The organism is Lentzea alba (assembly GCF_011067745.1).
Classification (GTDB): domain Bacteria; phylum Actinomycetota; class Actinomycetes; order Mycobacteriales; family Pseudonocardiaceae; genus Lentzea; species Lentzea alba.
This window is the reverse complement of the sequence record NZ_JAAMPJ010000001.1, coordinates 993,017-1,012,313: the sequence shown is the minus strand read 5'-3', so window position 1 is coordinate 1,012,313 and position 19,297 is coordinate 993,017. Positions and strand designations below refer to the sequence as shown.

Annotated in this window: 13 protein-coding genes and 1 pseudogene; 11 read left to right on the top strand and 3 right to left on the bottom strand. The window is 68.3% G+C overall.

The window, feature by feature from the left end; all coding sequences use genetic code 11:
* Positions 1-119: 119 nt before the first annotated feature.
* The 4 genes and pseudogenes from G7043_RS04710 to G7043_RS04695 all read left to right on the top strand — a co-directional run.
* Positions 120-1,259 carry a sensor histidine kinase gene (locus G7043_RS04710; protein ID WP_313887697.1) on the top strand — a complete coding sequence of 380 codons (1,140 nt, stop codon included), beginning with the start codon at positions 120-122 and terminating at the stop codon, positions 1,257-1,259.
* Positions 1,256-1,909, top strand: coding sequence for a response regulator (locus G7043_RS04705; RefSeq protein ID WP_166044201.1), 654 nt, complete (start codon positions 1,256-1,258; stop codon positions 1,907-1,909). Before G7043_RS04710 ends, G7043_RS04705 begins: the two co-directional genes overlap by 4 nt.
* Before the next feature lie 62 nt (positions 1,910-1,971).
* Entirely contained in the window at positions 1,972-2,685 is a 714-nt protein-coding gene (locus G7043_RS04700; RefSeq protein WP_166044199.1) for an alpha/beta hydrolase, read from the top strand.
* Positions 2,682-3,533 (top strand): annotated as a pseudogene (locus G7043_RS04695) (acyltransferase family protein); the annotation flags it as partial. The gene G7043_RS04700 and the pseudogene G7043_RS04695, both read left to right, overlap by 4 nt.
* Here G7043_RS04695 and G7043_RS50330 read toward each other — a convergent pair.
* Complete coding sequence (locus G7043_RS50330) at positions 3,496-5,511, bottom strand: phospholipase A2 (RefSeq protein WP_166044195.1); 2,016 nt, start codon at positions 5,509-5,511, stop codon at positions 3,496-3,498. The pseudogene G7043_RS04695 and the gene G7043_RS50330 sit on opposite strands and share 38 nt — an antisense overlap.
* A 162-nt stretch (positions 5,512-5,673) precedes the next feature.
* On the bottom strand, positions 5,674-6,246 hold the full coding sequence (locus G7043_RS04685; RefSeq protein ID WP_166044193.1) for an SACE_7040 family transcriptional regulator: 573 nt from the start codon (positions 6,244-6,246) through the stop codon (positions 5,674-5,676).
* A 325-nt stretch (positions 6,247-6,571) separates the two neighbouring features.
* Between G7043_RS04685 and G7043_RS04680 the strand changes: the two genes are divergently transcribed.
* The 5 genes from G7043_RS04680 (at position 6,572) to G7043_RS04660 (ending at position 15,018) form a co-directional block, all read left to right on the top strand.
* On the top strand, positions 6,572-7,357 hold the full coding sequence (locus G7043_RS04680) for an SGNH/GDSL hydrolase family protein (RefSeq protein ID WP_166044191.1): 786 nt from the start codon (positions 6,572-6,574) through the stop codon (positions 7,355-7,357).
* A gap of 136 nt (positions 7,358-7,493) precedes the next feature.
* Entirely contained in the window at positions 7,494-9,086 is a 1,593-nt protein-coding gene (locus tag G7043_RS04675) for a carboxyl transferase domain-containing protein (RefSeq protein ID WP_166044189.1), read from the top strand.
* A gap of 2 nt (positions 9,087-9,088) precedes the next feature.
* Positions 9,089-11,002 carry an acetyl/propionyl/methylcrotonyl-CoA carboxylase subunit alpha gene (locus tag G7043_RS04670; protein WP_166044187.1) on the top strand — a complete coding sequence of 638 codons (1,914 nt, stop codon included), beginning with the start codon at positions 9,089-9,091 and terminating at the stop codon, positions 11,000-11,002.
* A gap of 5 nt (positions 11,003-11,007) precedes the next feature.
* Positions 11,008-12,159 carry an acyl-CoA dehydrogenase family protein gene (locus tag G7043_RS04665; RefSeq protein WP_166044185.1) on the top strand — a complete coding sequence of 384 codons (1,152 nt, stop codon included), beginning with the start codon at positions 11,008-11,010 and terminating at the stop codon, positions 12,157-12,159.
* A gap of 90 nt (positions 12,160-12,249) precedes the next feature.
* Positions 12,250-15,018 (top strand): hypothetical protein, encoded by a 2,769-nt coding sequence (locus G7043_RS04660; protein WP_166044183.1) that lies wholly within the window; start codon positions 12,250-12,252, stop codon positions 15,016-15,018.
* Here the strand turns inward: G7043_RS04660 and G7043_RS04655 are convergent.
* Complete coding sequence (locus G7043_RS04655; protein ID WP_166044181.1) at positions 15,015-16,550, bottom strand: acyl-CoA dehydrogenase family protein; 1,536 nt, start codon at positions 16,548-16,550, stop codon at positions 15,015-15,017. The two genes, G7043_RS04660 and G7043_RS04655, sit on opposite strands and share 4 nt — an antisense overlap.
* Before the next feature lie 169 nt (positions 16,551-16,719).
* On the opposite strand from G7043_RS04655, the gene G7043_RS04650 reads away from it, so the two are divergent.
* Positions 16,720-17,970, top strand: coding sequence for an FAD-binding oxidoreductase (locus G7043_RS04650; RefSeq protein WP_242641988.1), 1,251 nt, complete (start codon positions 16,720-16,722; stop codon positions 17,968-17,970).
* Complete coding sequence (locus tag G7043_RS04645) at positions 17,971-19,203, top strand: SAM-dependent methyltransferase (RefSeq protein WP_166044177.1); 1,233 nt, start codon at positions 17,971-17,973, stop codon at positions 19,201-19,203. It begins immediately after the preceding gene.
* The last annotated feature ends 94 nt before the right edge of the window (positions 19,204-19,297 follow it).

Genomic DNA, 19,297 nt, shown 5'->3' with positions numbered 1-19,297 from the left:
GGTACTGCCTACCGCGCGGTGTCACGCGTTCGCAATGCCCCATCTTGATCAGAGTGCTACCCAGGTATGTCACTCCGCAGGTCAATGTGGGAATCAGCGAATCCACCTAGCATCGGGTGGTGTTTCGCACGCTGTACCGAACGTTCGTCGGCCCCGACCACACGCGGGTGCTCGCCATCGCGCTCGGCCGCCTCCGCGTCCCCGTCCACGCCGCACTGATCATCTACGCGTTGATCTGGGCGATCATCGGCAGCGCGCAGTTCGTGGGCACGAAGGTCCTGCCCGACGAGCGGACCCATGTTGTCGCGTGGTGGGTGTTCATCTTCTTCGTCACCCTCCTGCCGTACGTGCTGCTCATCTGGTCGCCGTTGTACGCGTGGCGACTCGCCGCGGCGGGGTTCTACTTCGTCAGCGGGCTCATCGACTCGACCGGTGTCGCGCCGTTCCAGTACTGGACGGTGACTCCGCTGCTGATCGCGGTCGCCGCCTTCTACTCGCGCGGCATCGTCATCACCGTCACGGCGAGCAGCGTTCTGCTGCACCAGATCTCCGAGTACCAGAACCACACCATCGGGTTCTACATACCGATCATCGCAGGTGCCGTGTACATGTTCGGCGCGCGCGGCCGGGCGGAACGAGAACTCGAAGAGGAACGCAGCTCCAAGGCCGCCCTCGAGGAACGTGCCCGCATCGCGCGCGAGATGCACGACGTCGTGGCGCACCACATGTCGATGGTCGTGGTCAGGTGCGAGACCGCGCCCTATCGCCTCCAGGGGCTGAACGAGGAAGCCCAGCAGGAGTTCGCGGAACTCGGTGAGGCGGCCCGCGAGGCCATCACCGACATGCAACGGCTTCTCGGCGTGCTCAGGACGAACGGTCAGGAGCCGGAACGCGAACCGCAGCCCGGCATCAGCCGCATCCCCGAGCTCGCGAGGCCCGGCGACGAGGCCGAGGTCGACGTGGACGACGTGCCGGAGGCGGTCGGGCTGACCGCGTACCGGATCGTCCAGGAGGCCCTCACGAACGCCACGAGGCACGCGCCGGGCTCGAAGGCGTCCGTCCACGTGCACAAGAGCGAGGGCCAGCTGGACGTGCTGGTGATCAACACCGCCGGCGGGCCGTCCATGGGGGGCGGTGGCGGGCAGGGTTTGGTGGGCATGCGTGAACGCGTCGCGGTGCACGGTGGCACGCTGACCGTGAAGTCGACCGAGGACGGCGGGTTCATGGTTCGTGCAAGGATTCCGTTGGGGGACAAGTGATCAGGGTGGTCGTGGTCGACGACCAGGAGATGGTGCGCGAGGGGTTCTCCGCGCTGCTCGACGCGCAGGACGACATCGAGATCGTCGGCGCCGCGGGCAACGGCGTCGAGGGCGTCGCACTCGCGCGCAACGTCAAACCGGACGTCGTGCTGATGGACGTCCGCATGCCGGAGATGGACGGCCTGACCGCCACGCGGCTGCTGCTCGACGGCTCGCTGGAGACCAAGGTCCTCGTGCTGACCACGTTCGACCTCGACGACTACGTCTACGAGGCGTTGCAGGCCGGCGCGAGCGGGTTCCTGCTCAAGCACGCGCCCGCCCGTGAGCTGCTCAACGCCGTCCGCGTGGTCGCCGCCGGGGAGGCCCTGCTGGCGCCGTCCATCACCAAACGGCTGATCGAGGACTTCGTGAAGTCCCGCCGCACCGAACGCGTCCGTCCCGCGCGGCTCACCGTCCTCACCGAACGCGAGACCGAGATCCTCGTGCTGATCGCGCAGGGCCTGTCGAACACCGAGATCGCCGCGCACCTGGTGCTGGCCGAGCAGACGGTCAAGACGCACGTGAGCCGCGTGCTCACCAAACTCGGCCTCCGCGACCGCGCCCAGGCCGTGATCGCGGCCTACGAGACCGGGCTCGTAGTACCGGGGTAGCAGCGGTGAAACAGCACGTCAGAGGGACGATTGGCAAGGCGTCGCCTTCCTAGTTTCGCTTCATGCGCCGAGCCGTCCTGTTCCTCCTGCTGATCGCCGTTCCGTCGATTTCACCGTCGATCGCCGAGTGGCGTGCCGACGTCGCCCGCCGGGTCGCGATCGTCGGCGACCTCGCCACCGCCCGCGACGTCGTGGTCGTCGTGCCGGGCTCCGACGTGGACGTCGATCGGTTCGACCGGACCGTCGGGACCATGGCGGCCAACCTGTACGCGCAGGCACACCGCGACGACCTCGCGGTGATCGCGTGGCTCGGTTACCGGACGCCGCAGGGTCTTGGGGTGGACGCGGCGACCGGCGGTCTCGCCCGCCAGGGCGCCACCGCGCTCGTGGAGTTCGTGAACGCCTTGCACACCAACGCGCGCATCCACGTGTTCGGGCACAGCTACGGCTCGGTCGTGGTGTCGCTGGCGGCGCACGAGCTGAACAACGTGGACGACATCGTGTTCACCGGAAGTCCTGGTGTGCGGGCGAACTCCGTCGCCGAACTGGGAACGAGGGCCAAGGTCTGGGCGCTCCGGTCGAGCGGTGACTGGATGCGGTTCGTGCCCAACGTTCGGCTCTTCGACCTCGGGCACGGCACCGATCCCGCGTCGGACTCGTTCGGTGCGCACGTGTTGCGGTTCGAGGGCGGCAAGCACGACACCTACTACGCGCCGGGCAGCGAGACGTTGAACGCGCTCGTGCGCATCGCTTCGGGTTCGGGGGAGAAGCCGTGAGGAATCCGTTCATCGACGCCGTTCGCGCGATCGCCGTCATCACTGTCGTGCTCGGTCATTGGCTGGTCACGTCGCTGGTGGACACGCCCACCGGCATGTACATCGACAGCCCGCTCAGGCACATGCCCGAGCTCGCACCGGTTTCGTGGGTGCTGCAAACGCTCGGGCTGTTCTTCTTCGTGGGCGGCTATGCGGCTGCCCGTTCGCAGACTTCGTTCGTGACAAGGCTGAAGCAGCTCGCGGTGCCCACGCTGCTGATGCTCGGCGCCTGGACCGCTGTCCTCTTCGGACTGTCGATGCGCGGGGTCGACCAGGGCACCGCCTACAACATCGGATACCTGGTCACCACACCGATGTGGTTCCTCGGGATCTACCTGGTCCTGCTCGGGATGAAACCGTTGGTGCGCAAGCTGGACGAGTACTCGTGGGGTGTGCTCGTCCCGATCGTGCTGGTGCTGGTGGTCCCGTACACGGTGTGGTGGGCGGCCTGGCAGCTCGGTCACTCGCTGGCCCGCAGGAGAATTCCCGGACCGCCACTGCTGATCGTCGGCGTGCTCGGCTACGCGATGCTGACGCGGTTCGGCGGCTATCCGGTCTCGGCCGTGGGCATCCCCGGCGCGGCCGTCTCGAACCTGAACCCGCCGAACTACGCGACGCTCGCACTGGCGTTCGCGCAGATCGGCCTGGTGCTCACGATCGCGCCGCTGCTCACCCGGATCGGCACGGCAAAACCCGTGCGGTGGCTGAACAAGCGAGCGCTCGGGATCTTCCTCACGCACCAGAGCGCGCTGATCACCGTGACGCTGGCGCTCAGCGCGTGGGGGCCGTTGCCGGGGCTCCAGCAACCACCAGATCATCCGGGCTGGGTGTGGCAACGACTGCTGTGGCTGCCGGTGTGCGCGGCAGTGACCTGGGGATGGCTGCGAGCACTGCGAGGCCGATCGCCACGGCGTGCAGCACCACCACCGGCTGAGCCGGCTCCAGCGCCAGCATCGGCGGAACGCACGCCAGCGCCGTGAGCAGCCACGGCAACCGGGTGTCGCAGCTGCCGGTGCGGGCGGTGTGGATCAGGTACCAGCCGAGCAGGAGGTGGATGACGTTCTGCAGCGGGTCCACCGGCAGCAGCACCAGCATCCCGTCGCCGAGGAACCCGCTGACCACGAACCCGAGCACGCCCAGTGTCCCGAACACCACGCCCATGCCGGTCGCGAGCCTGGTCCGGTGCGACTCGTGCGACAGGCGCGGGAACCGGACCAGCCGCCGTTCGAACCGGTGGAACACCAGGACGAGCGGCACCAGCACCAGCACCAGCCAGATCGGCGCCTGCGTGAACCCGAGCAACCCGACCAGCGCGCCGACGCCGGCCAGGTACGCCAGGTACACCGTCATCGGCGCCCGGCGGGCGAAGTTCACGACGTGCCAGGAACGGCCCTGCAGCCGTGCGGTGACCCGGTCCCGCGCCAGCAGCGCCAGGCACACCTGCGCGACCCCGAGCACCATCATCGAGCGCGGGTAGTCGCTGAAGAACACCAGCGCGGGCAACGTGACAGCGCCCAGCGCGGCCAGGACCTTGCGCGGCACGTTCGTCAGCGTGCCGTCGGCGTAGAAGAACCCGATCTGCTGCATCAGCAACGCGCCGACGATCAGGTTCGCGTACCCGCCGGTCTTCCAGTCCGTCGACGTGCGCGCGACCTCGACGACGAGCGTCACCAGCATCAACACGAACGGCGTGGTGCGGCGGAAGTGCTGGTGCAGCCACGCGGCGGCGGGCGTCGCGGCCACCGCGAGCAGGTAGACCCCGAGGAACCACAACGGATGCGTGATCAGTCGGCTGTACGCGTCGACCTTCACGTCCAGCAGGTTCAACGCCGCGAACAACACCACCCACAGCAGCACGAACGCGAGCACCGGCCGCAATAGCCACGACGTCCGGCTCGACACCCAGCAGCCGAAGCCGCCCTCGTGCTCCTGCCAGCTGCGCAGGTTCGCGTGCCCGCCCGCGAAGAAGAACAACGGCACCGCCTGCAACGCCCACAACCACGGCGTGCCGAGGCCTCTGAGGTGCGCGAGCGTGGCCACGGTCTCACCGAGCACGAGCAGCGCGAGGCTGAACAGCCGCAGGAAGGTCGCGTACCGATCCTGCTCGACCGGAGCAGCGGGAGCGGGGAGATCTTCGCGCTTTCGCCCGTGCAGACGTGCGAGGAGGAGGAACACCACGACCGCACTGCCGAACGCCCACGCCACCACGGGTTCGTGCCCCGGTGGCCCCCAGCGCTGCCGCCACGAGTTGAACTTCAGCCCGAGCGCGTAGGTCTCGGCGACCGCGTGACAGCTCTCCGCCGTGCCGCGGGGGTTGATCCGGCACTGCATGTGCAGGTCGGCCGTGAGCCGGTCGTCCAGCGCCTTGCGCGCGTCCTGCCCGAGCGGATGCCCCTTGGCCTCGGCATAACGCAACAGGTCGTAGCCGAGGTCGTGCGCGCGGCAGGCGGCGCTGAAGTCCCACTCGGTGTCCCCGGCCGGCCCCGAGCACCCGCCGGACGCGTCGACCACCCGCAACGTGCCGTCCGGCGCCGTGATGGTCTTGGGATCGCGCCCCATCCGCTGCGCGAAGTCCGACGGCAGGTTGACGTGCGGGTCGTGGGTCGCGGACGGCGCCACGAACGCCTGCACGGCGTTGGCCGCGGCGATCACGTCACCGCTGGGCGGTACCCCGTCGTCGCCGTGGGCCGGTCTGGAGGCGATCACTCCGCAGACGAACACCGCGAGTGCGATGACCGTGAACCGGAACCAGGCCGGGAGTCGGAGGAGGAGTGTGCGCGCGCCCATTGTCGCGCCAGGTTACGGAAGGGTCTCGGCTGATCGCCAATTCAGGAGGTCAGCCGCTCTGATCGCTGCTCATCCCAACCCTCGTACGCGACGTTGATGAGGGGAGCTTTCCTAAACCTGGGGTTTGGGAAAGCTCCCCTCATCAACGTCGCGCGGGAGGGCTCAGGAGGTCACGACTGCCGGCGTGAGTGAGGCGAGCGCCATCCGGGACAGCAGGGCGGCCATCTGGTCGCGGTCGAGGTGCGCGCTGTGCGGAGTGGAGTTGATCAGCCCGAACACCGCGTGCGCCGCCGCCCGCGCGGTCGGCTCGTCGAAGTCCGGCACGGTCCGCCTGATCGTCTCGACCCACACCTCGACGTATCGGCGTTGTAAGGCCCGCACGCGGCGGCGGTCCGGGTCGGTGAGGTTGGCGAGGTTGCGCATCTGCACGGTGATGAGCGCCGGGTCGTCCAGCGCGAAGTCGACGTGCCAGCCGATCAGTTCCCGCAGCGCCTCCTCGGCGCTCGACGCCGCTTCGACCCTGCTCTGGCCGCCGTCCAGCAGCCGTTCGGAGATCGACGTCAGCATCTCGCCGAGCATCGCGTCCTTGCTGCGGAAGTGGCGGTAGAGGGCCGGGCCCGAGATGCCGACGGCCGCGCCGATGTCGTCGATGCCCACGCCGTGGAAGCCGTGCCGGGCGAACAGTTCCGCCGCGGCGTTGAGGATCTGGTCCCGACGTGAGGGTTTATCGGCCACGGGAGGAGGTTAGCAGCCGTTTACCTAGCGCCGTGGCCGTCAGCCTTCGCCCCGTATTCGGCGTTCAGACGGGTGCATCGTGGTGCCGGCCCCACTTCCTCATCCTGGTTGGCTGTGGGAGTGGGGCCGGTGCCGCGAGGCGCCCTGCTGAGCGTCGAAGACGCGGCGAAGGTTGGCGGTCACGGCGCTGGTCGTCCGATGGGTTGAATTTCCGCAGGTGCAAGCCTTGATTGTTGACTATTGACGAATACTTCACACGGGTCTTACTCGTGAGTAACCATTGGCGTGCAATGCATCACCCCTGCGGCCCCTTCGGGAGTCTTCGATGCGTCCTGCTCACTTCCTCGCCTCGGTGGTCACCGCCGCCGCGGCCGTCATCGCGCTCGCCAACCCCGCCAGCGCGGCCCCTGTCAACTACGTCGCGCTCGGCGACTCGTACGCCTCCGGGCTCGGGACCGGCAGTTATGACGGTGCCAGCGGCAGCTGCAAGCGCGGTCCGCTCGCCTATCCGGCCCTGTGGGCGGCGGCGACAGCGCCCGCGACCTTCAAGTCCGTCGCCTGCTCGGGCGCGAAAACCGGTGACGTCATCAACCAGGCGGCGGCCCTCACGACGGCCACGAACCTGGTCACCGTGCAGGTCGGCGGCAACGACGCCGGCTTCACCGATGTCATCACGACGTGCACCTTCGGTTCGGACCAGGACTGCGTCAACCGGGTGAACCAGTCGAAGACCTACATCGCGAACACGCTTCCCGGGTTGCTCAACAACGTCTACGGCACGATCAGGTCGAAGTCCCCGTCGGCGCGTGTCGTCGTGCTCGGTTACCCGCGCATCTACAAGGTCCCCGGCTCGTGCAACGTGGGCCTGAGCGACACCAAGCGGGCCGCGATCAACAGCGGTTCGGACGCGCTGCACAACGGCATCAGCGCGCGGGCGGCCGCGGCCGGTTTCACCTACGTCGACGTGCGCGGGGCGTTCACCGGGCACGAGATCTGCTCGTCGAGCTGGTGGCTGAACAGCCTGAGCTGGCCGGTCGAGGAGTCGTACCACCCGAACCGCGCTGGTCAGCAGAGCGGTTACCTGCCTGCTCTGCGGGCGGTCATCGGCTAGGTCATTCCGGAACGTGAGAGTGCCTGAAAAGGCAGTTGACCTGCGTTCGGGGCACTCTTGAGTCGTTCGTGTGGACCGCTAGGTTAGCGGGCGCTAACATGAGGATGTTAACGCCCGCTAACGTCATGGGGAGCTCATGGACGCGCCCGTCCTGCGCAGCGCCGCCGAGCCGTCGGACCGCTACGCCAAGGAGCACACCGCGCTCGTCGACGAGCTGCGCGGCAAGCTCGCCACCGCGGCACTCGGTGGGCCCGAGAAGGCACGTCAGCGTCACGTCGACCGCGGCAAGCTGCTGCCGCGCGAGCGCGTGGACACGCTGGTCGACCCCGGCTCGCCGTTCCTGGAGCTGTCGCCGCTCGCCGCGAACGGCATGTACGGCGACGAGGCACCGGCCGCGGGCATCATCACCGGCGTCGGGCGGGTGTCCGGCCGTGAGTGCGTGATCGTCGCCAACGACGCCACGGTCAAGGGCGGCACCTACTACCCGGTCACGGTCAAGAAGCACCTGCGCGCGCAGGAAGTGGCGCTGCAGAACAACTTGCCGTGCATCTACCTGGTCGACAGCGGCGGCGCGTTCCTGCCCAAGCAGGACGACGTGTTCCCGGACCGCGAGCACTTCGGCCGGATCTTCTACAACCAGGCCACGATGTCCGCGAAGGGCATCCCGCAGATCGCGGCCGTGCTCGGCTCGTGCACCGCGGGTGGCGCGTACGTGCCGGCGATGAGCGACGAGGCGATCATCGTCCGGAACCAGGGCACGATCTTCCTGGGCGGTCCGCCGCTGGTGAAGGCCGCGACCGGTGAGGTCGTCTCAGCTGAGGACCTCGGCGGCGGCGATCTGCACTCGCGCACGTCCGGCGTCACCGACCACCTGGCGGAGAACGACGCGCACGCGCTCAGGATGGTCCGCTCGATCATCTCCACGCTCGGCCCGCGGGTTCCCAGGCCGTGGGACGTCGCGCCGGTCGAGGCTCCCGTGGTGAACCCCGACGATCTTTATGGCGTGGTGCCGACGGACTCCCGGACGCCCTACGACGTGCGCGAGGTGATCGCGCGGGTCGTGGACGGCTCGAAGTTCCAGGAGTTCAAGAAGGAGTACGGCGCCACCCTGGTCACGGGCTTCGCCCGCATCCACGGTCACCCGGTCGGGATCGTCGCCAACAACGGCATCCTGTTCGGCGAGTCCGCGGTGAAGGGCGCGCACTTCATCCAGTTGTGCGACAAGCGATCCATCCCGCTGGTGTTCCTGCAGAACATCACCGGGTTCATGGTCGGCCGCGAGTACGAGGCGGGCGGCATCGCCAAGCACGGCGCCAAGATGGTGACCGCGGTGGCCTGCGCGCGGGTGCCGAAGTTCACCGTGATCATCGGTGGCAGCTTCGGTGCCGGCAACTACTCGATGTGCGGCCGGGCGTACTCGCCGCGGTTCCTGTGGATGTGGCCGAACGCGCGGATCTCCGTGATGGGCGGCGAACAGGCCGCGTCGGTGCTCGCGACCGTGCGCCGCGACCAGCTCGGTGACGAGTGGTCCGCGGAGGACGAGGAGGCGTTCAAGGCGCCGATCCGCCAGCAGTACGAGGACCAGGGCAACCCGTACTACTCGACCGCGCGGCTGTGGGACGACGGAGTCATCGACCCGCGCGACACCCGCACGGTGCTCGGGCTGGCGTTGTCCAGCGCGGCGAACGCCCCCATCGACGATGTTTCCTACGGCGTCTTCCGGATGTGATCATGTTCGACAGCGTTCTGGTGGCGAACCGCGGGGAGATCGCGGTCAGGGTGATCCGCGCGTTGCGGTCGCTCGGGATTCGTTCCGTCGCCGTGTACTCCGACGCGGACGCCGACGCGTTGCACGTCCGGCTGGCCGACGAGGCCGTGCGGATCGGGCCTGCGGCAGCTCGCGAGAGCTACCTGTCCGTCGAGAAGATCGTGCAGGCCGCGGTGTCCACCGGGGCGCAGGCGATCCACCCCGGCTACGGCTTCCTCGCGGAGAACACGGCGTTCGCGGCGGCCTGCGCGGAAGCCGGGATCGTGTTCGTGGGACCGCCCGCGTCGGCGATCGACGCGATGGGCGACAAGATCCGCGCGAAGCTGACCGTGTCGGCCGCGGGTGTTCCCGTCGTGCCAGGCCGCACGCGTGAGGGCATGTCTGACGACGAGATCGTCGACGCGGCCCTGGAGATCGGTTTTCCGGTGCTGCTCAAGCCTTCCGCGGGCGGTGGCGGCAAGGGCATGCGGCTGGTGCACGAGGAGTCGGCGCTGCGCGAGGCGATCGAGTCGGCCCGGCGGGAGGCGCGCGGGTCGTTCGGTGACGACACGCTGCTGATCGAGCGGTTCATCACGAACCCGCGGCACATCGAGATCCAGGTGCTCGGCGACTCGTACGGCAACGTGATCCACCTCGGCGAGCGCGAGTGCAGCCTCCAGCGGCGGCACCAGAAGATCATCGAGGAGGCCCCGTCGCCGTTCCTCACGCCCGAGGTGCGCGAGGCGATGGGTGCGGCGGCGGTGGACGCGGCGAAGTCCGTCGGGTACGTCGGTGCGGGCACCGTCGAGTTCATCGTGGACGGTGCGTCCGGTGACTACTTCTTCATGGAGATGAACACCCGGCTGCAGGTCGAGCACCCGGTGACCGAGATGGTCACGGGCGTCGACCTCGTCGAGTGGCAGCTCCGCGTCGCCTCCGGTGAAGTCCTGGATCTTGAGATCGAGCTGCAGGGCCACTCGGTCGAGGCGCGCGTCTACGCCGAGGACCCGTCACGCGGCTTCCTGCCGACCGGCGGCCGGGTGCTGGCGCTGCGCGAACCCACGTCGGTCCGCGTCGATTCCGGGCTCTACGAAGGACTTGTCGTCGGCTCGGACTACGACCCGATGCTCGCCAAGGTGATCGCGCACGGCCGCACCCGCGAGGAGGCGTTGCGCCGCCTCGATCACGCGCTCGGTCAGATGGTGCTGCTCGGCGTCACCACGAACATCCCGTTCCTGCGGGCACTTCTGCGCGACGAGGACGTTCGTTCCGGCGCGCTGGACACCGGTCTGGTCGAGCGGAAGCTGGATTCGCTGACCTCGCACGACATCCCGGACGACGTGTACGTCGCGGCCGGTCTGGAACGGTCGTTGGAACCGCACGGCGACGACCCGTGGGACCAGCTGAGCGGATGGCGCGTCGGTGAGCACGCCTGGACGACCTGGCGGATCAACGACGTCGACGTGCGCGTGCGCGGTGACGAAGTCGTTGTGGGGGCTGGAGAACCGGTTCGCGCGCGGGCTCGTCGCGAGGGCACCGACCTGCTCGTCGGATCGCGCCGGTACTCGATGGCCCGCGACGGCGACGTGCTGTGGCTCGGCCACGACGGCGCCTCCTGGGCCCTGGTCGAGGCCGAGTTCCTGGTCGGCGCCGCCGAAGGTGCCGCCGCGTCCGGTGGCCCGGTGAAGTCGCCGATGCCCGGAACCGTGCTGGTGGTCCGCGCCCAGCAGGGCGAGGAAGTGACCGCCGGTCAAGCGTTGTTCGTGGTCGAGGCCATGAAGATGGAGCACACCGTCACCGCACCGGTCGACGGCGTGCTCGCCGAAGTGAACGTGCAAGCAGGCCAGCAGGTCGCACTCGACCAGGTGCTGGCTCTCGTCGTCTCTCACGAGGAGTGACACCGATGTTGGACTTCAGGCTCCCGAGCGAGTACGAGGACCTGCGCAAGACCGTCGAGGAGTTCGCGCGCGACGAGGTGGCCCCGGTCATCGGCGACTACTACGAGCGCTGCGAGTTCCCCTACCCGATCGTCGCGAAGATGGGCGCGATGGGCCTGCTCGGCCTGCCGTTCCCGGAGGAGCACGGCGGCATGGGCGGCGACTACTTCGCTCTGTGCGTGACGCTGGAGGAGCTCGCGCGCGTCGACTCGTCCGTCGCGATCACGGTGGAGGCGGCCACCTCGCTGGGCGCCATGCCGATCTACCGCTTCGGCACCGACGAGCAGAAGGCGGAGTGGCTGCCGTCGCTGACGTCCGGCGAGAAGCTCGGCGCGTTCGGCCTCACCGAGCCCGGCAGCGGTTCGGACGCCGGCGCGCTGGCCACCACCGCACGCCTCGAGGGCGACGAGTGGGTCATCAACGGCACCAAGGCGTTCATCACGAACTCCGGCACGGACATCACCGGCCTGGTCACCGTCGCCGCCGTCACGGGCACGTTGCCCGACGGCCGCAAGGAGATCTCGTCGATCATCGTCCCGTCCGGCACCCCGGGCTTCACGGTGTCGAAGAAGTACTCCAAGGTCGGCTGGAACGCCTCGGACACCCGCGAACTGTCGTTCCAGGACTGCCGGGTGCCCACCGCGAACCTGCTCGGCACGCGCGGCCGCGGCTTCGCCCAGTTCCTGCGCACCCTCGACGAGGGTCGCGTCGCCATCGCCGCGCTGTCGGTCGGCCTGGCCCAGGGCTGCGTGGACGAGTCGATCCGCTACGCCCACGAGCGCGAGACGTTCGGTGCGAAGATCGGTACGTACCAGGCGATCCAGTTCAAGATCGCCGAGATGGAGGCCCGCGTGCACACCGCGCGGCTGGCCTACTACGAGGCCGCGTCCCGGATGCTGCGCGGCGAGCCGTTCAAGAAGCAGGCGGCCATCGCGAAGCTCGTGTCGTCCGAGGCGGCCATGGACAACGCCCGCGACGCCACGCAGATCTTCGGCGGCTACGGCTTCATGAACGAGTACCCGGTCGGCCGCTTCTACCGGGACGCCAAGATCCTGGAGATCGGCGAGGGCACCTCGGAGGTCCAGAAGATGCTGATCGCGCGGGAACTGGGGCTCTAGTCCGTTCCATCTAAAAAATCGTAAAGCGCCGGTTCGAATCGCTCTGTCCGGCTACCGTCGGCTGCATTCCGCACGAGTGTGAGGGTGCAGATGACAGGTAGCCGGACAGAACCCGTTTTTCCCGGATTACGAGTACTCCTCGAGGTCATTCACGGTCTGTGCCACCGGCCGGGTTTCTTCTACCGGAGCAGGACCGAAGAAGTCGTCGGTGACCAGCCGCTTCCCCTGCTCTACCTGGAGAGCGAAGCCGATCCGACGCCATTCCTGCGCACTCTGGAGCAGAAGCTCGACGCGGGTTCTCCGGCAATACCGCACGCCTATGTCGACGTGGCCGCCGCACAGGCGGAAGTGGACAAAAGATGGCCACCGGAGGTGCGTGAGACCCAGCCGTTGCTCCCACTGCTGGACGAACTGCGCTTTCAGCTCTCGTCGGTGCACGTCGGTCGTGAGCGACTGACGAGGTTCGACACCTACCGGCTGGTCGACTGGCTCACCAGCAAGCGGTTGCCGCGCGGGCCGGAGGTCAGGGACGACCGGGAAGGCGTCATCAAGCTGCTGCGGCAGTGGACGGGCAAGTCCCCCGACAACGGCGAGGCGCTGAACCGGGCCGTCGACGCGTTCATCCCGAACCTCGTTACGCGGCTGGGACTCGGGCTCGTCGCGTGGGTCGGCAGCAAGGCCGGCTTCCGGTGGCTCGGCAGACGGGTGCCGGGGCTCGCGCGCGAGTCGAAGTGGTTCATGCGCGGGCAGAACTTCGCGCTGCCCAACCACTCCATCGAGTTCCTCGGGTTCGCCGAACGGCTCACGCTGGGCCGACGCGAGTCCGAGAACGAGGAGCAGATCAAGCTGCTGCTCGTGCACGCGTTCCTGGAGGACCTGCGGATCGCGTACCGCCGGCGCAAGCGCTTCCTGCCGCGCCGGAAGGGGTGGCGGCGCACGGCCTACATCCCCGTGCTGCTCGACGGGGTGACCAAGGACAACGGCGGCTGGGAACTGCTGGAGCTGATCAACGACGTCCGCAACGAGACCGGCGAGCTGGACCCGTTGCTGGTGATCGCGGCGAGCTCGGTGCAGCCGGCGCTGTCGCAGCGGCTCGGCACCACGCCGGTGACGCCGGACGAGACAGCGGAGGCGCTGGCGACGTGGCGGGAGGAGCTGCCGCGCAAACGGCAGATGCTCGCGGCGGACGCCCGCTACCTGATGATCAGGCTGCCGTTCCCGAGCCCGGACAAGAAGAAGTGGCAGGGGACCCCCGCGTTCCAGGCGGCTCCGGTGCGGTGGCTCGCGCGGTCGAGGCGGGTGGAGCTGATCGCCGTGGCGTTGGTCGCGGTGTTGCTGCTTCCGGCGTTCGCGACGGTGCGGATCCACGCGACGGCGAACTGCTCGCTGGTCGGGTCGGCGGTGTCGTCGGGCGTGGCGACGCGCTTGATGGACGTCGACGGGAACCCGGAATGCGTTGGCTACAGCGACAACAGCAGCCAGGTGTTCGGGTCGAACGAACGGCTGCGGTGGACGCAGCAGGCGGTGTTCGCGCAGAACGAGGAGGCGGAACGGCTGCACGAGGCCAGTCCCGGCCGCCCGTTCGTCTCGTTGATCTACTTCTCCAGCCTCACCCACAAGGACACCAACCCGGACGCCGACCACTCCAGGGCGGAGGAACTGGAAGGCATGCTGCTCAAGCAGCGGCAGCAGAACGACAGGTCGCGCTCGGAACCGCTGCTGCGCGTGGTGATCGCGAACGGTGGCGCGACGATGAAGCGGGCGCCCGAGGTGATGCGGGACATGCTGACGCCGTTGCTGGACAGCGATCCCAGCATCATCGGCGTGGTCGGGCTCGACCGGAGCGTCGAGGAGACCCGGCAGGTCATCACCGAGCTCGGGGCCCTGGGCGTGCCGACCATCGGCACCACGCTCACCGAGGCGTCGCTGCCGGACCGTTCGACGATGTACTTCCAGTTGATCCCCGGCAACGTCCGGCAGGCCGACCTCGTCCGCCGGTACGCGCAGCACGTCGGCGTGAGCCAGGTGAAGATCTACCACCCGGAACTCGGGACGAACGACATCTACCTCACCGACCTCGTCTCCGTGATGGGCACCGAGCTGGCGAACGCCCAGGTGCGGTTCCAGGCCGTCTCGTGGTCCAGAAGCCCTCAGGAGCTGCCGTCGCAGTGCGTGGAGGACCATTCCAGCGAGCTGGTGTTCTACGCGGGCCGCGAGGAGGACTTCGGCGAGTTCCTGCGGGCGATCGGCAAGGACTGCTACGACAAGAACCGCCTCCCGCGCATCGTCGCGGACGACGCCATCATCCGGTTCATCGCGCAGAAGGCCAGCCGGGTGCACGACTCGCTGGCCGGGATGCGGGTGTCGTACGTGAGCATGGCCGGGCTCGTGGTGCTGGCCGGCAAACCCTGTGTGGACGGAAAACCGGACCCGAAGGTGAAGGGCGGCCTGCCGTTGGACGCGTTCTGCGCCGGCTACAGCAGGCTGGTCCAGGAGATCCAGTCCTCGGCGCTGCCCGCGGAGGACAAGCCGGTCAAGCCGTGGCCCGGCGAGCACATCGGAGTCGCCTACGACGCGGCAGGACTCTTCCTCGAAGCCGTGCGCAACGCCGGGAACCGTTTGGCCGGTCACGCCCCGCAGCGCGGTGCGATCGGCGGGGAGTTCCGCGAGCTGGAGTACTTCGGCGCCACCGGGCGCACGGACTTCGGCACTTCACGGGTCGGTCAGCAGCGCAACTTCACGATCCTGGAGATCACCGACATCCACGACTTCGAGCAGCAGCCGACGTGCGTGTTCCTGACCGGTGACCTGTACGGCCCGGACTCGCCCCGGCTGCCCAACGGCTGTCCCGCCGGTTAGAGCTTGGGGACAGCTCGGTCGATGATCGAGGCGAAGTCGGTCGACCTGGGAAGCGTGCCGAACGCGACTCCCCAGTCACCGCCGAGCCGTGAACCGAGGAACGCGTCGGCAACGGCGGGGTGCCCGTGCTTGACCAGCAGGGCACCCTGCAGGATCAACGCCATCTTCTCGACGACCCGGCGCGCCTGCGACTCGTCCACATCGGACAGCGCGGTGCCGAGTTCGTTCAACGCCTTGTCGACGCGCTGGTCGACGCCGGTGACGGTGGCCAGGAACTCCTGCACCGACTCGGGTTCCTTCTTCATCGCGCGCAGCACGTCGAGCGCGGCGACGTTGCCGGAACCCTCCCAGATCGACATCAGCGGCGATTCCCGGAACAGTCGCGGCATCCCGCTGTCCTCGATGTAACCGTTGCCGCCCAGGCACTCCAACGCCTCGGCGGCGTGCGCCGGGCCGCGCTTGCACACCCAGTACTTGGTGATCGCGAGCCCGAGTCGCGGCCGGTGCTGGGCGAGCCACATGGCGGTGGTCGTGGCGGCCTCGGACTCGATCGCGAGGTCCGCCAGCACGTTGCGCATGGCAGGCTGGTCGATCAGGTACTCGCCGAACGCCTTGCGGTGGGCCGCGTGGTGCGCCGCCTGCCGGAGCCCCGCGCGCATGCCCGCCGCGGTGCCGAGCACGCAGTCGAGGCGGGTCGTGTTGACCATCTCGATGATCGTGCGCACGCCGCGGCCCTCGTCGCCGACCCGCCACGCGAACGCCTCGTCGTACTCGATCTCGGCGGACGCGTTGGACTTGTTGCCCAGCTTGTCCTTGAGCCGCTGCAGGAAGAACCGGTTGCGCGTGCCGTCCGGCAGCACCCGCGGCACGAGGAAGCACGTCAGTCCGCCGGGTGCCTGGGCGAGCGTCAGGAACACATCGGACATCGGCGCCGAGGTGAACCACTTGTGCCCGGTGAGGACATAGCCGTCGTCGACCGGTTTTGCGGTCGTGGTGTTCGCCCGGACGTCCGAGCCGCCCTGCTTCTCGGTCATGGACATGCCGGCGATCAGCCCGCGCTTGCTCAGCGGTGCCTTGAGGCCGAAGTCGTAGTCCCGAGTGGTGAGAAGAGGCTCGTAGATTTCGGCCAGGTCCGGTTCGACGCGCAATGCGGGCACAGCCGCATAAGTCATCGAAATCGGACACCCGTGGCCGGCCTCCACTTGCGACCAGACGTAGAACTTCGCGGCCCGTTCCAGGTGGTGGTCGTCGACGTACGCGTGCAGGCCGTTCGACACGGCGACGTTCATCAGATCGTGCCAGGCCGGGTGGAACTCGACCTCGTCGATCCGGTTCCCGTACCGGTCGTGCGTGCGCAGGACCGGCGGATATGCGTTCGCGAGCCGCCCGCGCTCCTGCCACTCGTCGCTGCCCGCGAGCCGGCCGAGTTCGTGCAGGCCGGCGTGGTCGGACCAGCGCAGCAGCGCCGGGTCGTCCGCGACGTCGTGACCGCTCAGCGGCGGAACCTGGTTGGTCACCTCGTGCGTAGCCATGCCTCGCACGCTACTACTCGGTAGTAACTTTCGGCAGGGTTCGACGATGATCGCTGGCCCATTCGGGCTTTTGGGCGTGCCAACGGCGCTGACGAGGAATAACGTCGTTCTGGTGAGTGACCATGGGCACAGCTCGGCCGTGTCTGCGCTGACCGCGCAGTACGCCGCGATGCACGAAGGTGCGCCGGTGCGGCTCGCGAAGAAGACGTCGAACCTCTTCCGGTTTCGCGCCGACCAGTCGGGCGGGCTTGAGGTAGGCAGGTTCGACCGGGTGCTGTCGGTTGACCCGGTCGGACGCACCGCACAGGTGCAGGGCATGACCACCTACGAGAATCTCGTCGCCGCGACACTGCCGCACGGCCTCATGCCGTTGGTCGTGCCGCAGCTCAAGACCATCACGATCGGCGGGGCGGTGGCGGGTCTCGGCATCGAGTCCACGTCCTTCCGCAACGGCCTGCCGCACGAGTCGGTGCGGGAACTGGAGATCCTCACCGGCGACGGCGAGGTCGTGATCGCCAAACCGGACGACGACCTGTTCCGCGCGTTCCCCAACTCCTACGGGACCCTGGGTTACGCGCTGCGGCTGGAGATCGAGCTCGAACCGGTGCGCCAGTACGTGCGGCTGCGGCACGTGCCGTTCGGCTCGTTCGCGGAGCTCGCCGCGGTCATCGAGGAGGTCTGCGCGGACGGCTCGGCGGACTTCGTCGACGGCACGGTGTTCTCGCGCGGCGAGATGTACCTGACGTTGGGGCACTACGCCGACATCGCGCCCTACACGTCGGACTACACCGGCAACGAGATCTACTACCGGTCCATCCAAAAGCGCCGCACTGACCATCTGACGATCCACGACTACCTGTGGCGCTGGGACACCGACTGGTTCTGGTGCTCGCGAGCGTTCGGCGCGCAGAACCCGATCGTCCGTCGCATCTGGCCGAAGCGGTACCTGCGTTCGGACGTGTACCGGAAGCTCGTCGCGAAACACCGGCAGTTGCGGCCACGCGTCGACGTCGAGCCGGTGATCCAGGACGTCGAGATTCCCGTCGCCGGCCTGGCCGACTTCCTCGACTTCTTCGACCGCGAGATCGGCATCTCGCCGGTGTGGGTGTGCCCGGTCCGCCTGCGCGACACCACGGGCTGGCCGCTGTACCCGATGGACCCGGACGTGCTGTACGTCAACGTCGGGTTCTGGTCGGAGGTCCCGGTGCGGCCGGGAGAGAAGATGGGTGACCGCAACCGGCTGATCGAGCGCGAGGTGGCGCGGCTGGGCGGCCACAAGTCGCTGTACTCGGACTCCTACTACTCGGAGGACGAGTTCTGGCGGCACTACAACGGTTCGCACTACCGGTCCGTGAAGGCCCGGTACGACCAGACGAACCGCCTGCCTGATCTGTACGCCAAGTGTGTCAGGGGACGATGAATGCGGTTGGCCTCCATTTTCCAGCGCATCACGGGTGGCAACGACGTTCGCTTCGAGGCCTACGACGGCAGTAGCGCCGGCCCGTCCGCCGCTCCGGTTTCGATCGACATCAAAACGCCGGAAGCCTTGTCCTACCTGGCTTCCGCGCCCGGTGAACTGGGCCTGGCCCGCGCCTACGTGACAGGACACCTGGAGATCCTCGGCGACGTGCACGCCGGCCTCGCCCAGCTGTCCGAGTTCTCGTTGCGCGAGCTCCCGTGGCTGCAGCGCGTGGAACTGCTGCGGTTCCTGGGCAGAATCCGGTTGTCGCACAAGGTCGCCCCGCCGCCGCAGGAGACCCGCCTGCGCGGCCTGCGTCACTCCAAGGCCCGCGACCAGCAGGCCATCGCCCACCACTACGACGTCTCGAACCAGTTCTACGAGTGGATCCTCGGCCCGTCGATGGCCTACACCTGCGCGGTGTACCCGTCGATGGAGTCCACTTTGGAAGAAGCCCAGTTCGCCAAGCACGACCTGGTGGCCCGCAAGCTGGGTCTCCGGTCCGGCATGAAACTGCTCGACGTCGGCTGCGGCTGGGGCGGCATGGTCATGCACGCGGCCCGCGAGTACGGCGTGCGCGCGATCGGCGTGACCCTGTCGCGCAACCAGGCCGAATGGGCGCAGAAGGCGATCGTGTCCGCTGGTCTCGCCGATCTGGCCGAGGTCCGCCACCTCGACTACCGCGACGTCCGCGAGACGGGCTTCGACGCGGTGTCGTCCATCGGCCTGACCGAGCACATCGGCAAGGCCAAGCTGCCGGGGTACTTCGAAGCGCTGTACCGCAAGGTGAAGCCGGGTGGCCGCCTGCTGAACCACTGCATCACCCGGCCGGACAACAAGCAGCGGGCGTTGTCCGGGCCGTTCATCGACCGGTACGTGTTCCCGGACGGCGAGCTGGTCGGACCCGGGCACATCGTGTCGTTGATGCACGACACCGGGTTCGAGGTGCGGCACGAGGAGAACATCCGAGAGCACTACTCGCTGACCCTGGCCGCGTGGAGCCGGAACCTCGACGCGCACTGGGAGGAGGCCGTCGAGGAGGTCGGGGAGGCTCGGGCCCGGGTGTGGCGGTTGTACCTGGCTGCTTCTCGGCTCGGGTTCGACCGGAACAACATCCAGCTGCACCAGGTGCTCGGGGTGAAGCTGGACGGGACCAGGTCGCACATGCCGTTGAGGCCGGACTGGCTGTCCTGATCGCTCGTGGGGTGGTTCCGCCACTGGAGTCGCGGAACCACCCCACGAGCGGGGCAACTGGTGGCCGAAGAGGCGCTTGGAAGCGTTTGCAGGC